Source organism: Amaricoccus sp. (assembly GCF_036846665.1).
Taxonomy (GTDB): domain Bacteria; phylum Pseudomonadota; class Alphaproteobacteria; order Rhodobacterales; family Rhodobacteraceae; genus Amaricoccus.
Window position 1 is genome coordinate 1 of record NZ_DAIUBO010000094.1, and the last position, 14057, is coordinate 14057.

The 14057-nt window shown below is 68.9% G+C and carries 12 protein-coding genes; 6 read left to right on the forward strand and 6 right to left on the reverse strand.

What is annotated here, in order from left to right; genetic code table 11:
• From V7050_RS10770 to V7050_RS10780, 3 genes are all read left to right on the forward strand, one after another.
• On the forward strand, nucleotides 1–921 hold a 921-nt coding region (locus V7050_RS10770), incomplete at its 5' end, for a calcium/sodium antiporter (protein ID WP_324410527.1).
• A gap of 99 nt (nucleotides 922–1020) precedes the next feature.
• The gene (katG, locus tag V7050_RS10775) at nucleotides 1021–3195 is read left to right on the forward strand and encodes a catalase/peroxidase HPI (protein WP_324366074.1); all 2175 of its coding nucleotides are present in this window, start codon (nucleotides 1021–1023) and stop codon (nucleotides 3193–3195) included.
• Nucleotides 3196–3279: 84 nt separating this feature from the next.
• Entirely contained in the window at nucleotides 3280–4005 is a 726-nt protein-coding gene (locus tag V7050_RS10780) for a VIT1/CCC1 transporter family protein (protein WP_324366072.1), read from the forward strand.
• A 133-nt stretch (nucleotides 4006–4138) separates the two neighbouring features.
• Here the strand turns inward: V7050_RS10780 and V7050_RS10785 are convergent, their stop codons facing one another.
• The 3 genes from V7050_RS10785 to queA form a co-directional block, all read right to left on the reverse strand.
• Complete coding sequence (locus V7050_RS10785) at nucleotides 4139–4708, reverse strand: DUF924 family protein (RefSeq protein ID WP_324366069.1); 570 nt, start codon at nucleotides 4706–4708, stop codon at nucleotides 4139–4141.
• A gap of 48 nt (nucleotides 4709–4756) precedes the next feature.
• Nucleotides 4757–6019: an MFS transporter gene (locus tag V7050_RS10790; protein ID WP_324366067.1), complete on the reverse strand. Its 1263-nt coding sequence runs from the start codon at nucleotides 6017–6019 to the stop codon at nucleotides 4757–4759.
• Between the two features lie 82 nt (nucleotides 6020–6101).
• Nucleotides 6102–7148 (reverse strand): tRNA preQ1(34) S-adenosylmethionine ribosyltransferase-isomerase QueA, encoded by a 1047-nt coding sequence (queA, locus tag V7050_RS10795; protein WP_324366065.1) that lies wholly within the window; start codon nucleotides 7146–7148, stop codon nucleotides 6102–6104.
• Nucleotides 7149–7288: 140 nt separating this feature from the next.
• Between queA and V7050_RS10800 the strand changes: the two genes are divergently transcribed.
• The 3 genes from V7050_RS10800 (at nucleotide 7289) to V7050_RS10810 (ending at nucleotide 9786) form a co-directional block, all read left to right on the forward strand.
• A complete protein-coding gene (locus V7050_RS10800; protein WP_324366063.1) occupies nucleotides 7289–7756 on the forward strand; it encodes a peroxiredoxin in 468 nt (155 codons plus the stop codon).
• 202 nt (nucleotides 7757–7958) lie between these two features.
• Nucleotides 7959–9275 (forward strand): DUF5930 domain-containing protein, encoded by a 1317-nt coding sequence (locus V7050_RS10805; RefSeq protein ID WP_324366061.1) that lies wholly within the window; start codon nucleotides 7959–7961, stop codon nucleotides 9273–9275.
• Nucleotides 9265–9786 (forward strand): bactofilin family protein, encoded by a 522-nt coding sequence (locus V7050_RS10810; protein ID WP_324366059.1) that lies wholly within the window; start codon nucleotides 9265–9267, stop codon nucleotides 9784–9786. The genes V7050_RS10805 and V7050_RS10810 overlap by 11 nt, the downstream gene beginning before the upstream one ends.
• A gap of 430 nt (nucleotides 9787–10216) precedes the next feature.
• On the opposite strand, the gene V7050_RS10815 is transcribed toward V7050_RS10810, so the two are convergent.
• The 3 genes from V7050_RS10815 to V7050_RS10825 form a co-directional block, all read right to left on the reverse strand.
• Nucleotides 10217–11002 carry a DUF2189 domain-containing protein gene (locus tag V7050_RS10815; RefSeq protein WP_324366057.1) on the reverse strand — a complete coding sequence of 262 codons (786 nt, stop codon included), beginning with the start codon at nucleotides 11000–11002 and terminating at the stop codon, nucleotides 10217–10219.
• Nucleotides 11003–11090: 88 nt separating this feature from the next.
• Nucleotides 11091–12218: a peptide chain release factor 2 gene (gene prfB / locus V7050_RS10820; RefSeq protein ID WP_324366055.1), complete on the reverse strand. Its 1128-nt coding sequence runs from the start codon at nucleotides 12216–12218 to the stop codon at nucleotides 11091–11093.
• A gap of 105 nt (nucleotides 12219–12323) precedes the next feature.
• On the reverse strand, nucleotides 12324–14057 hold a 1734-nt coding region (locus V7050_RS10825; RefSeq protein WP_324410529.1), incomplete at its 5' end, for a penicillin-binding protein 1A.

The following is a 14057-nucleotide window of genomic DNA, read 5'->3' on the forward strand; positions in this document are numbered from 1 at the left end:
TGGAGCGCCGACAGATTCGTCGCCGGGGCCGCTGGCCTCGCCCGGCATTTCGGCATGCCGCCGCTCCTGATCGGCATGCTGGTGGTGGGCTTCGGCACCTCCGCGCCGGAGCTGCTCGTCTCGGCGATGGCGTCCTGGCAGGGCAATTCCGGCATCGCCCTCGGCAATGCCTTCGGCTCCAACATCGCCAATATCGCGCTGATCCTCGGCCTGACGGCGCTGATCTCGCCGATCGCGGTGCATTCGACGGTGATCCGGCGCGAGCTCCCCGTGCTGCTGGCGGTCACCCTGCTCGCGGTCGTCCTGCTGATCGACCTGAAACTGGCGCAGGCCGACGCGACCGTGCTGCTCGTGGTCTTCGCCGGGCTCGTCGCCTGGTCCGTCTGGCAGGCCCGCCGGGACGGCAAGGACAGCTTCGCCGAAGAGATGGAGATCGAGGGCAAGGCCCATGCCCTCGCGCCGCGGGCGGCGGCGGTCTGGACCTTCGTCGGCCTCCTGCTCCTGATCGCGACCTCGCGCCTGCTCGTCTGGGCGGCGGTCGATCTCGCCCGGCTCTTCGGCGTGGGCGACCTCGTCATCGGCCTGACCATCGTGGCGGTCGGGACCTCGCTGCCCGAGCTGGCCTCGACACTGGTGGCGATGCGCCGGGGCGAGCACGACATCGCGCTCGGCAATGTGATCGGCTCGAACCTCTTCAACACGCTCGCCGTGGTCGGGCTCGCCGCCGCGATCGGGCCGATCGCCGTGCCGCCGGAGGTGCTCTTCCGCGACATCCCGGTGATGACCGGGGTGACCATGGCGCTGGTTGCCGCCTGCATCGGCTTCCGCGGGCCGGGCCGGATCAACCGGATCGAAGGCGCGTTGCTGCTCGCCTCGTTCTTGGGCTACACCGCGCTCCTGGTCGTGACCGCAACGGGCTGAACCCGAATCGCCCCCGGCGGCATTATGGCGTTTCAAGTTCCCGGCACGATCTGATAAGCCATACATATTCCAATTCGAATCCACCAAGGGGAGAGGTCAATGGACGGAAACGACATTCCGGGAACGGGCAAGTGCCCCGTCATGCACGGCGGAGCCACGGAGATGGGGACCTCCGTGATGTCCTGGTGGCCGAACGCGCTCAACCTCGACATCCTGAGCCAGCACGACACCAAGACCGACCCGATGGGCCGGGACTTCAACTACCGCGAGGAGGTCAGGAAGCTCGACGTCGCGGCGCTCAAGAAGGACCTCGAGGCGCTGATGACCGAAAGCCAGGATTGGTGGCCGGCCGATTACGGCCATTACGGCGGCCTGATGATCCGCCTCGCCTGGCATTCGGCGGGCTCCTACCGGCTCGCGGACGGCCGCGGCGGCGGCGGCAGCGGCAACCTTCGCTTCGCGCCGCTCAACTCCTGGCCGGACAATGCCAGCCTCGACAAGGCCCGCCGCCTGCTCTGGCCGATCAAGAAGAAATACGGCAACCGGCTGAGCTGGGCCGACCTGATCATCCTCTCCGGCAACGTCGCCTATGAATCCTTCGGCCTGAAGACCTTCGGCTTCGCCTTCGGCCGCGAGGACGTCTGGCATCCCGAGATCGACACCTATTGGGGCGCGGAGAAGGAATGGCTCGCGCCTTCGGATTCGCGCTACGACAGCGTCGCGACCCCCGCCACCATGGAGAACCCGCTGGCGGCGGTGCAGATGGGCCTGATCTACGTGAACCCCGAGGGGGTGAACGGCAATCCCGATCCGATGGCCACCGCCGCGCAGGTCCGCGAGACCTTCAAGCGCATGGCGATGGACGACGAAGAAACCGCGGCGCTCACCGCCGGCGGCCACACCGTCGGCAAGTGCCACGGCAACGGCAACGCGGCACTTCTCGGCCGGGAGCCCGAGGCCGCGGGCATCGAGGAGCAGGGACTGGGCTGGTTCAATCCGGAACTGAAGGGCCGGGCCGCCAATGCGATCACCGGGGGACCGGAAGGCGCCTGGACCACCCATCCGACGACCTTCGACATGGGCTGGTTCGACATGCTCTTCGGCCATGAATGGGAGCTCACCCAGAGCCCCGCGGGCGCCAAGCAGTGGAAGCCCGTGAGCATCAGGGAAGAGGACATGCCCGTCGATCCGTCTGATCCGAGCAAGCGCCGGATGCCGGTGATGACCGATGCCGACATGGCGATGAAGGTGGACCCGGCCTATAACGCGATCTGCCAGAAGTTCATGGCCGACCCGGCATATTTCAAGGACACCTTCGCCCGCGCCTGGTTCAAGCTGACCCACCGCGACATGGGCCCCAAGGTCCGCTACATCGGCCCCGAGGTTCCCGACGAGGACCTGGTCTGGCAGGACCCGATCCCCGCCGGCCCCACCGGCTACGACATCGCCGCGGTAAAGGCGAAGATCGGCGCGAGCGGGCTGACCACCGCCGACATGGTCGCCACCGCCTGGGACAGCGCCCGCACCTATCGCGGCTCTGACATGCGCGGCGGCGCCAATGGCGCGCGCATCCGCCTCGCACCCCAGAAGGACTGGGAGGGCAACGAGCCCGAGCGCCTCGCCCGCGTGCTCGCGGTACTCGGGCCGATCGCCGCGGAGACCGGCGCCTCGGTCGCCGACGTGATCGTGCTGGCCGGCAATCTCGGCGTCGAGCAGGCGCTGAAGGCCGGCGGCCATGCCATCGAGGTGCCCTTCGCGCCCGGCCGCGGCGACGCGACCGACGCGATGACGGATGCCGCCTCCTTCGACGTGCTGGAACCGCTGGCCGACGGCTACCGGAACTGGCTGAAGAAGGATTATGCCGTCAGCCCCGAGGAGCTGATGCTCGACCGCAGCCAGCTCATGGGCCTCACCGCCCCCGAGATGACCGCCCTCGTCGGCGGGCTGCGGGTGATCGGCGCGAACCATGGCGGGAGCCCGCACGGCGTCTTCACCGACCGCGTGGGCGCGCTGACCACGGACTTCTTCGTCAACCTCACCGACATGGACTATCGGTGGGTGCCGGTCGAGGGCGGGATCTACGAGATCCGCGATCGCAAGACGGATGCGGTCCGGTGGACGGCCACGCGCGCCGATCTCGTCTTCGGCTCGAACTCGATCCTGCGCGCCTATGCCGAAGTCTACGCCCAGGACGACAACGGCGAGAAGTTCGCGCGCGACTTCGTGGCCGCCTGGACCAAGGTGATGAACGCCGACCGCTTCGATCTCGCCTGAGCCCTCGGGCGGTCGCCGCATCATCGGGGGGCGCCTTCGGGCGCTCCCTTTTTCGTCGCCGACGACCCGCCGGAAGGAAAGACCATGCCCGAAGCCCTCGAAGGTCCCTCTCCGGAGCGCATGGGCCGCCTGCAGGAATATCTCAAGCAGATCGTCTATGGCGGCAACGACGGCATCGTGACCACCTTCGCCGTGGTCGCGGGCTTCGCCGGCCTCGGGGCCGAGGGCGCGGCGACCGTGGGCAGCATCGCGGTGCTGCTCTTCGGCCTGGCCAATCTCTTCTCGGACGCCACGGCCATGGGACTGGGCGAATTCCTGTCGAGCCGGTCGGAGCAGGACGTCTACCGCGCCACCCTCGCGAAGGAGCGCCACGAGGCCCGGCACAACCCGGAATACCTCAAGACCGATGCCGTCGGGATCCTGACCATGCACGGCGTGGACGAGACCGACGCCCGCGACATGGCCGCGACCATGGCGCGCAATCCCGATTTCATGGCGGATTTCATGATGCAATACCGGGTCGGCATGGCCGATCCGACCGCCGACGGGCCGGTCGCGCGGGGCGCGATGACCTTCATCGCCTTCGTCGTCTTCGGCGCGGCGCCGCTCCTGCCCTATTTCCTGCTCGACCCCGTGCCCGCCACCTTCCGGGTTTCGGTCTTCGCTACCTTCGCGGCGCTGGTCGCACTCGGCACGCTGCGCTGGCAGGTCACCAACGCGACGCTCGCCCGCGCCGTCGGCGAATCCGTGCTTGTCGGGGGCATCTGCGCCGCCGTCGCCTATGGGGTCGGGGTGGCGTTCCGCGTGTAGCGTCCTTCTGCGCGGCGGATGAAGGTCGAACAGGTTGTGATCGCGCAAACAACCTGCATCCGCTTCCCCGGGCGCCTCCGTGCAGTGTGACGCCCCGCGTCATCACCCCGCCCCACCCCCCGCAGGCATCGGCTCACGCCGACACCTCCCGCATCGCCGCGGCATAGCCGCCGGCATCGAGGAACGCCTGCTCCGCCGGCGTGGTGAGCCGCCCGAGCGCGGCATTGCGATAGGGAAAGCGCCCGAAGCGGCGGATGACCAGGCGATGCGCCCGCGCATGGGTGAGGTTGCTGCCCCGCCCGAAGCGCATGAGGCTCAGCCGCACCGAGCGGTCCTGATCCGGCAGGGTCTCGGAATGCGCCAGCGGCAGGTGGAAGAACGCGCGCCCCGCGAGCGCCTCCCGCTGGTCGTGGCCGCGCGCGATGGCGGATTTCGTGACGGCGAGGGCCTTGGCGTCGCTGGCGAAGGAACGGCCATCGCCGCGAAACATGTTGCGCGGGAACTGGTCGAGCAGGATCACCAGGGCGAGACAGGATTCCGCTTCCGGGATCCAGATGTCGAAGGCGCCGCTGCGCGCGGCCTCCCACAGGTCCAGATATCGCTCGCGGATCGCGTCGTCGAGCGCGGGATCGACCTTGTACCAGCCCTCCGGCCCGACCTCATCGATCCAGAACCCGAGGATCTCGGCCGCTGCGTCATTCATCGCCCTGCCCTCCACCCGAGGAATGGTTCGGACACCATCCCTCCCCGGTCAAGCCGTAGTTTGCGCCGGCTCGCCCGCGGCCTTCTCGATGGCGACTTCCTGCGCAACCTCCAGCGCCACCGGCGTCGCCTGGGGCAGGACGGGCTGGTAGCGCGAGGTCTGGTCGACCGAGGGCGCCCGCCGGCGGGTCATCCGGTAGAGCGCATAGAAGGAGATCAGCGTGAACATCGCCGCCAGATAGGCGAAGAAGGCATCCGCCCCGAAGCGGGTCATCAAGGCACCGATCAGCAGCGGCCCGGTCATCGCCCCGAGACCGTTGATGAAGAGCAGCCCGCCGGAAGCCGCCGCCATGTCGGAGGGTTCCAGAAAGTCGTTGGTATAGGCGATCAGCAGCGAATAGAGCGGATTGGCGACGCTGCCGATCAGGAAGCCGATCGCCAGGAGCACGATATAGAGTTCCGACACCGCCATGCCCGCGAGCGTGACCACGGAGCCGCCCGCGGTCAGCCCGAAGATCAGCTTGCGCCGGTCCATCCTGTCCGAGGCCCAGCCGATGGGATATTGCGCCAGCAGGCCACCGGTGTAGATCGCCGCGACGAAGGCCGAGATCTGGACTACGCTGAGCCCCTTCTCGGTGCCGAAGACCGAGGACATGCCGAAGATGCCGGCGAAGACGCCGCCGAGCAGGAAGGTGCCGACGCAGCCGAGCGGCGAGGTGTTGAAGAGCTGGACCAGCGTCATCGGCTTGGTGGTCTGGAACGCGGGCGCGGTGCCCGCGGTCAGCAGGATCGGGGTGAAGGAGACCGAGACCAGCACCGACATGACGATGAAGAGCCCGTAGCCCGAGGGATCGCCGAGGGTGAGGATGCCCTGCGAGGCGATGATGCCCACCATCTGCACGATCATGTAGAGCGACAGCGCCTGCCCGCGGGTCTCGTTGGTCGCGGCGTCGTTCAGCCAGCTCTCGGCCACCACGTAGACGCCCGCGAAGCAGAAGCCCACGATCACCCGCATGCCGACCCAGATCCAGGGGTCGGGTGCGGCCGCATAGAGCACGAAGGCCGCCGAGATCATAGAGGCCAAAGCGGCGAAGACGCGCACATGGCCCACCTGCCGGATCATGATCGGTGCCCGTCGCGATCCGAGCAGGAAGCCGACGAAATAGCCGCTCATCACCAGCGACATGGTGGCGGCGTCATAGCCCTCGATCGCGCCGCGGATGCCGAGCAAAGTGCCCTGCAAGCCGTTGCCGAGCATCAGCAACATCATGCCCAGCAGCAGCGGCCAGGAATTGCGCAGGACGATCAGCATCGGAGGACCTTCTCTCGCTCGCGGGGTGATTCCGCGCGCTCACCGCTATCGGTCGGCGGGGGGCGGGCGCAAGCCGGATTTCTCAGCCGTGCGGCAGCAGCAGCGAGGCGTCCCCGTAGGAGAAGAAACGGTAGCGCCCGGCGATGGCATGGGCGTAGATCCGCCGGATGCGCTCGACGCCCATCAAGGCCGAGACGAGCATCATCAGGGTCGAGCGCGGCAGGTGGAAATTCGTCATCAGCCCGTCCGCGACCCGGAAGGCATAGCCGGGCCTGATGAAGATCTCGGTCTCCCCGGCCCAGGGCGCGATCTGCCGCGGGCCGGTGGCCGCCGTCTCCAGCACCCTGAGCGCGGTCGTCCCCACCGGGATGACGCGCCCGCCCGCCGCCATGGTCTCCCGGATCGCCGCGGTCGCCGCCTCGCCGATCTCGCCGCGCTCGGAATGCATCCGGTGGCCCTCGATCTCCTCGGCGGTGACCGGCAGGAAGGTCCCGGCGCCCACGTGCAGCGTCACCCGCACGCTCCGGATGCCGCGGGCCTCGAGATCGGCGAGCAGCACCCGGTCGAAATGCAGCGCCGCCGTCGGCGCGGCCACCGCCCCCGGCCGCGCGGCGAAGACGGTCTGATAGGCGCGCCGGTCGCCCGGCTCCGCCGCCCGCCGCGACGCGATATAGGGCGGCAGCGGCATCTCGCCGGCACGCGCCAGCGCCCGGTCGAAGGCGCGTCCCGAGAGCGCGAAGGCGAGCTCGATCTCGGCGCCCTCCCTGGCCATCACCTCCCCCACCAGGCCCGCGCCGAATTCGATGCGATCCCCGGGGGCGAGCCGCCGGCCGGGCCGCGCCAGCGCCCGCCATCTCCCGCCCTCGCCCGGTGCGAGCAGCGTCGCCTCGACCGCCACCTCGCCGCCGCCCGCCCGGCGCCGCACCCCCCTGAGCCGCGCCGGAATGACCTTGGTGTCGTTGAAGACCAGCAGATCCCCGGGCCGGAGCCAGGCGCCCAGGTCGCGCACATGCGAGTCGGCGATGGCGTCCCCCTGCGCCACGAGCAGCCGCGCGGCCCGCCGCGGCCGCAGCGGCCGCAGCGCGATCAGTTCCTCCGGCAGGTGATAGTCGAACTCCTCCGTCCGCATGTCGCGCTCCAGGCCGGGACCGGCGGGGTATAGGCAGCCCCGCGAGGCGCCTCAATGGCGGATTCCCCGCTGCCGCCCCTTGACGATCCGCCCGGCTGCCTGTCTGCCTCGGCGGGAGACGCAGCGAGGGAGGTTCGTCCATGACCGCAATCGAGGAAGGCCAGCAGGCACCGGATTTCCGCCTGCCACGCGACGGCGGCGAGAGCTTCGGCCTCGCGGAGGCGGAGGGCAGGAACGTCCTGCTCTATTTCTACCCCAAGGACGACACCTCGGGCTGCACCCTCGAGGCCGTCGACTTCACCGCGCTGATCGGGGATTTCGCGGCGGCGAACACCACCGTGGTCGGCGTCTCGAAGGACAGCGTCAAGAGCCACGAGAAGTTCCGCGCCAAGCACGGGCTCGAGGTCGTCCTTCTCTCCGACGAGACCGGCGAGATCTGCGAGCGCTACGGCGTCTGGGTCGAGAAATCGATGTACGGCCGGAAATACATGGGCATCGAGCGCGCGACCTTCCTGATCGACGCGTCGGGGCGCATCCGCCGCATCTGGCGCAAGGTCAAGGTCCGGGGCCATGCCGCCGCGGTCCTGGAGGCCGCCAGAGCGCTCTGAAGGCGCCCTTCGCAGTCGCGATCCGGCGGGCTTCCGGATAGCGATTGGCGAGTTTCCGCCGAGTTCGCGGAAGCGCCGCAAACGCCCCGCCCTGCGATTGTCATTCCCGGGCTTTCTCCCTAAGAGCGACTAGTGGTTGGGTCGAACCTGCCGGAATATACAACACGTATAGGGTGGCGGAATGCCGGGACTGGGAAAAAGAGTGAACGGATGGCTGTCCGCCTTCGTTCCCGAGAAGCGGCTTTTCATACAATCCCGCAATGCAACCAGCTACATCCGGCTGACGCCTCTCGTACAGCTTTCACTCGCCGCGGCGCTGGTCGTGCTGCTCGGCTGGATGGCGATCGCGACCTCCCTCGTGGTGCTCGACACGGTTTCGGGCGGCAGCCGGACGGTTCAGACCACCGTCCTGCAGAACGCCTACAAGCAGCGGCTCGAGGAACTCGCCTCCGAGCGTGACCAGCGCGCCGCCGAGGCCCGCTCCGCCCAGGAGCGCTTCAAGCTCGCCATGGAGCAGATCGGCCGGCAGCAGACCTCGATCCTCGATTCGGTCGAGGAACGCCGCGAGCTGGCCACGGCGCTCGAACTGATGCGCGGCCGGCTGCAGGACGCCGTCGAGGAGCGCCGCGAGATCGCCGCCGCCCGCGACGCGCTGCTCGCCGAGATGAGCGAGGTCAACGAGACGCTCGACCGCAAGCAGGGCACCGCCGGCGACCTCTCCCAGACGCTCGACACCGTGACCGGCGCGCTTTCCGACGCCGTGGTCGCGCGCGACGCCGCCGAGGACGAGCGCGAGACGCTCGCGGCCCAGGTCGCCGAGCTCGAGCTGCGCATCTCGATGAACACGCGGCAGCAGGAAGAGATGCTCGACCAGCTCGAACAGGCCGTGGCGATGTCCTTCGGCCCGCTGGAAGCGATGTTCAAGACGACGGATCTCGACGTGGACAGCCTCATCGCCTCGGTGCGGAACACCTATTCGGGCCAGGGCGGGCCGGAACTGCCCGCCGTGGTCAGCACGCGTTCCTTCAACGATCCCGGCCTGTCGAGCCGTCTCGACAGCGTCATGGTCTCCCTCGACCGCATGAACCTGATGCGCATCGCCGCCGGACGGGTGCCCTATGCCATGCCGGTGACCGCGAACTTCCGCTTCACCAGCGGATTCGGCACCCGCTCGGACCCCAAGGGCCGCGGCCGCCGCATGCACCTGGGCGTCGATCTCGCCGGGGCGAGCGGCACGCCGATCTTCGCCACCGCCGACGGCGTGGTGGTCTCGGCCAAGCGAGAGAGCGGCTACGGCAACGCCGTCCGGGTCCGCCACGATTTCGGGTTCGAGACGGTTTATGCCCATCTGAGCAAGATCAGGGTTGCGGCTGGACAGAAACTCTCGCGCGGAGATAGAATTGGTGATATGGGTTCAACCGGGCGTAGTACAGGCGTGCATCTCCACTACGAGGTGCATCTCAACGGACGCCCCGTGAATCCGATGCCCTATCTGGAGACCGCCAGGAATGTTTACTAAACCCCGTCCCAGCGACAGCAACGCGACTTCGACCCCCGAGACCGACATCGCGGCCGCGGCGCCGACCCCGCCCGCGAGCGAGCTCAGGCCCTCCTCCCCGAGCATCTCGCCGGCGCCGCTCAAGCCCAAGCCCGCTGCCTCCGTGCTCTCCTCGGACATCACCATCACCGGAAACGTCCGCTCCAGCGGCGACATCCAGATCGAGGGCACCATCGAGGGCGACATCCGCGCCCAGACCCTGATCGTCGGCGAGACCGCGACCGTGAAGGGCGAAGTGATCGCCGAGGACGTGGTGGTCAACGGCCGCGTCGTGGGCCGGCTGCGCGGGCTGAAGGTCCGCCTCGCCAATACCGCTCGCGTGGAAGGCGACATCGTGCACAAGACGATCGCCATCGAGAGCGGCGCGCATTTCGAAGGCTCGGTGCAGCGCCAGGACGATCCGCTCTCGAAGGGATCAAATTCCTCCGGCTCCGCGCCGCAGCGGCCGGTCGCCGTCACGGCCGCCGAATAACGCTCCCGACGCCCTCGGGGCGATTGCCCTCGGACCCGGCGCCCGGCCCCCGCGGCGCCGCCGTCCTTCCGACGCGGCTCGGAACCCGCGCGTCAGCCTGCCGACCATTGGGCCTTCAGGCGATCACGTTCTGTTGGCGCCCTTCCCCAGTTGCGCCGCCGCCTTCCCCTCGCGGATCTGGCGCATGATATCGGCGGCCCTCTCCATCGACTTGCATCCCGCGCCGGACCGGGTGTCCCCAGCCCGATCGACCCGTGGCGATCGGTGGTGAAGCTGCACCACCCTCGCCCTGCGGCTCGCGCCTCCGGGCGACCGGACCGGGCGACGCAGCGCCTTGCTGTTGTCGGTTCCGGGCGCCCCTCAACCGACCGGATTCACCCGGAGATCACAGGCTCAATCCCCGGACGGATCGCGCCCCGGCCCCTCGGGATCAGGCCGCACCCTCGGGCGGCACCACCTTGCGGTAGATGTGCCAGGTGGTGTGCCCCAGCACCGGCAGGGCGATGAAGAGCCCGAGGAAGAACGGCACCATCGCGACGAAGACCCCCACCGCGACGATCGCCCCCCAGGTCAGCATCGCCACCGGATTGCGCGTGACGGCCGTGTAGCTCGTGAGCATCGCCGTCACGTAATCCACTTCGCGGTCGAGCAGCATCGGCAGCGACACTGCCGTGACCGAGAAGAGCACGAGCGCGATCGCGCCCCCGACGATGGTCCCGAGAAAGAGCAGGAGCAGCCCGTTGCCCGTGGTCAGCAGCGCGCCGATATCCGAATAGACCGCGAAGTTCATCCGCCCGAGCACGATGGCGATCAGCATCGCCGCCGACCACATCCAGATCATGAAGCCGGCGAGGACGATGAAGGCCATGGTCGGCATCTGCCGCGTCCGCTCGCGCCAGATCACGTCGAGGATCTCGGCCCAGACCAGCGGCTCGCCCCTCTCGCGCCGGCGGCTGACCTCGTAGAGGCCGATCGCCGCGAAGGGCCCGATCAGCGGAAACGCCAGGGCGAGCGGCAGGATCCACAAGGGCTGGTCCCAGACCCAGAGCTGGAGGAAGATCAGGATGCCGGCGAAGGCATAGACCCCGCCGAAGAAGAGCCCGAATTCCGGCGCGGCCCGGAAATCCGCCCAGCCTTCGGAGAGTGCGGAATAGACGTCGTCGACGCTGATGCTGCGAACCGGATAGCGGTCGGCGGCGGTCGTGGCGGTGTTCATCGGATCCTCCCCGGAGCGGCGAGCTTCGCGGCCTGCATGGCCCCGGACTTTAGGACAGGTCGGCCGCGCGGCACAATAATCTTGACCCTCAATCCTCGGCCTGCGCCTCCGCCCGGCTCTTGCCGGTGACCTGCAGCGCCAGCGCCGCCGCCATGAAGGCGTCGAGATCGCCGTCGAGCACGCCGGCCGTATCGGAGGTCTCGTGGTTGCTGCGCAGATCCTTCACCATCTGATAGGGCTGGAGCACGTAGGAGCGGATCTGGTTGCCCCAGCCCGCGTCCCCCTTGGCCTCGTGCGCCGCGGTGATCGCCTCGTTGCGCTTGCGCAGCTCCAGCTCGTAGAGCCGCGACTTCAGCGCCGCCATGGCATTGGCGCGGTTCTGGTGCTGCGACTTCTCCGAGGAGGTGACGACGATATTGGTCGGGATATGGGTGATGCGCACGGCCGAGTCGGTGGTGTTGACATGCTGGCCGCCGGCGCCGGACGAGCGATAGGTGTCGATGCGGATGTCGTTCGGCGCGATCTCGATGTCGATGTTGTCGTCGACCACCGGATAGACCCAGACCGAGGAGAAGGAGGTGTGCCGGCGCGCGGCGCTGTCGAAGGGCGAGATGCGCACCAGCCGGTGCACCCCGCTCTCGGATTTCAGCCAGCCATAGGCGTTGTGGCCCCTGATCTGATAGGTGACCGAGCGGATGCCCGCCTCCTCGCCGGGGTTCTCGGAGATCAGCTCGACCTTGTAGCCGTGCCCCTCCGCCCAGCGCACGTACATGCGCGCCAGCATCGCCGCCCAGTCGCAGCTCTCCGTGCCGCCGGCGCCGGCATTGATCTCGAGGAAGGTGTCGTTGGCATCCGCCTCCTGGTCGAGCAGCGCCTCGATCTCCTTCTGCGCGGCGCGCTCGCGCAGGGCGCGCAGCGCGTCCTCCGCCTCCGCCACGACCTCCTGGTCGCCCTCCGCCTCGCCCATGGCGATCAGCTCGCGCTGGTCGTCGAGCTCGCGCGCGAGCGCCGAATAGCCGTCGATGGCGTCGCTCAGCGTCTGCCGGTCGCGCATCAGCTTCTGGGCGCGGGCGGGATCGCTCCAGAGCTCCGGATCCTCCGACATCGCGTTCAGCTCTTCGAGCCGATGCGCGGCCGTGTCCCAGCCCAGCCGCTGGCGCAAGAGCGCCAGCGACCGCTCGATCTCGGCAACGGCATGTTCGGTTTCGGCGCGCATGATCGGTTCCCGTCGGGGCGCGGAGCCCACCTTCGGACCCCGCGCGGCGCCGGTTCTAGCCCAGCCCAAGCCGGCGGGTAAAGGGCGATCGCCCGCGCCGAAGCCTCAGTAGAGCCCGCCGCTCGAGATCGAGCCAAGCGAGGGATTCTTCGGCAGGGCGCGGGACTGGCCGCGCACCTGGACGCGCTCGATGTTCTGGGCCGGCACCCCGTCGTAGAGCGGCACGTCGGCGCCGATCTTCCAGCCGCCGTCCACCGTCTGGCCGTAGCCGCCGACCACGGTCTCCTGGCCGTCCTTGATGTATTCGACCTGCACATTGGCCCCGGTGGCGCCGTCGGGCAGGCGCTGGCCGGAATGGCGGTCGATAGAGATGAACCGCCCGCCCGGCGGCACCGGGAAGGTCACCGGCCCCTGCCCCGCCAGCGCCACCTTGATGAACTCGGCGAAGATCGGCGCGCAAAGCGTTCCGCCGAAAGCCGATTTCCCCAAGGGCCGCGGGTTGTCGTAGCCCATGTAGCAGCCCGCCGCGATCCGCGGGGAATAGCCCACGTACCAGACGTCCTTGGCGTCGTTCGTGGTGCCGGTCTTGCCCGCCAGATTGAGCCCCAGCGAGCCCACGGCGGCCCGGCTGGTGCCGCGGCTGACCGCGCCCTGCAGCATCGAGGTGATCTGATAGGCAGTGATCGGATCCATGATCCGCTCGGCATTGGAGCGCAGGAACGGCTGGGCCGCCGCCGACAGCCGATCCGCGGTGCAGTTCTCGCATTCGCGCCGGTCGTGCCGGTAGATCGTCCGGCCGTAGCGGTCCTGCACCCGGTCGACCAGCGTCGGCTCGACCCTGAGCCCGCCGTTGGCGAACATCGCATAGGCCGCCACCATCTCGTAGAGCGTGGTCTCGCCGGCACCGAGCGAATAGGACAGGAGCTCCGGCATGTCCTTGTAGACGTTGAAGCGCTCGGCATATTCCGCCACCACGTCCATGCCGACGTCCTGGGCGATGCGCACCGTCATCAGGTTGCGCGACTGCTCCAGCCCGGTGCGGATCGGCGCGGGGCCGTAGAACTTGTCGCTGGAATTGGTCGGCCGCCAGATCCCCGCCCCGGTCGCGACCTCGATCGGCGCATCGACCACGATCGTCGCCGGCGAATAGCCGTTGTCGAGCGCGGCGGCATAGACGAAGGGCTTGAACGACGAGCCCGGCTGGCGCAGCGCCTGGGTGGCACGGTTGAAGACGCTCGACTGGTAGGAGAACCCGCCCTGCATGGCGAGCACCCGGCCCGTCATCGTGTCCATGGCCATGAAGCCGCCCTGGATCGCGGGCACCTGGCGATAGGACCAGCGCTCGAAGGCGCCGTCGGCGGTGATCGCCCGGACCTGCACCACGTCGCCCACGTCCCACATGTCGTCCGCGCCCTGCGCCTCGCGCAACCGGCCGTTCTCGCCGCGCAGCCGGGCCCATTTCGCGTCCGAGAAGCTCAGGAAATGCCCGTCCTCGTCCTCCTCGACCCCCTCGATGCCGATGCGCGCCGAGCTTTCGCCGATCTCGAGGATCACCGCCGGATGCCAGCCGTCGATGTCGCGCGGCACGGAAGCCCCGGCCAGCGCCGCCCGCCAGCTCGCCTCGTCCGAGGGATCGAAGCCCGCCGGGTCGATCTGCGCCGCGGGCCCGCGATAGACGCCGAGCTCGCGGTCGTATTTCTCCAGCCCGTCCCTCAGCGCCCGCGCCGCGACCGTCTGCAGGTCGGGATCGACCGTGGCGCGGATGGTGAGCCCGCCGGTGAAGAGCTCCTCGTCGCCCAAGCTCGCCGACAGCTCGCGCCGGATCTCGTCGGTGAAATA

Coding starts and splice junctions, on each gene's coding strand:
- V7050_RS10815 (WP_324366057.1), bottom strand. CDS start 11,002: ATGAACACCGCCACGACCGCCGCCGACCGCTATCCGGTTCGCAGCATC.
- V7050_RS10810 (WP_324366059.1), top strand. CDS start 9,265: ATGTTTACTAAACCCCGTCCCAGCGACAGCAACGCGACTTCGACCCCC.
- V7050_RS10780 (WP_324366072.1), top strand. CDS start 3,280: ATGCCCGAAGCCCTCGAAGGTCCCTCTCCGGAGCGCATGGGCCGCCTG.
- queA (WP_324366065.1), bottom strand. CDS start 7,148: ATGCGGACGGAGGAGTTCGACTATCACCTGCCGGAGGAACTGATCGCG.
- prfB (WP_324366055.1), bottom strand. CDS start 12,218: ATGCGCGCCGAAACCGAACATGCCGTTGCCGAGATCGAGCGGTCGCTG.
- katG (WP_324366074.1), top strand. CDS start 1,021: ATGGACGGAAACGACATTCCGGGAACGGGCAAGTGCCCCGTCATGCAC.
- V7050_RS10785 (WP_324366069.1), bottom strand. CDS start 4,708: ATGAATGACGCAGCGGCCGAGATCCTCGGGTTCTGGATCGATGAGGTC.
- V7050_RS10790 (WP_324366067.1), bottom strand. CDS start 6,019: ATGCTGATCGTCCTGCGCAATTCCTGGCCGCTGCTGCTGGGCATGATG.
- V7050_RS10800 (WP_324366063.1), top strand. CDS start 7,289: ATGACCGCAATCGAGGAAGGCCAGCAGGCACCGGATTTCCGCCTGCCA.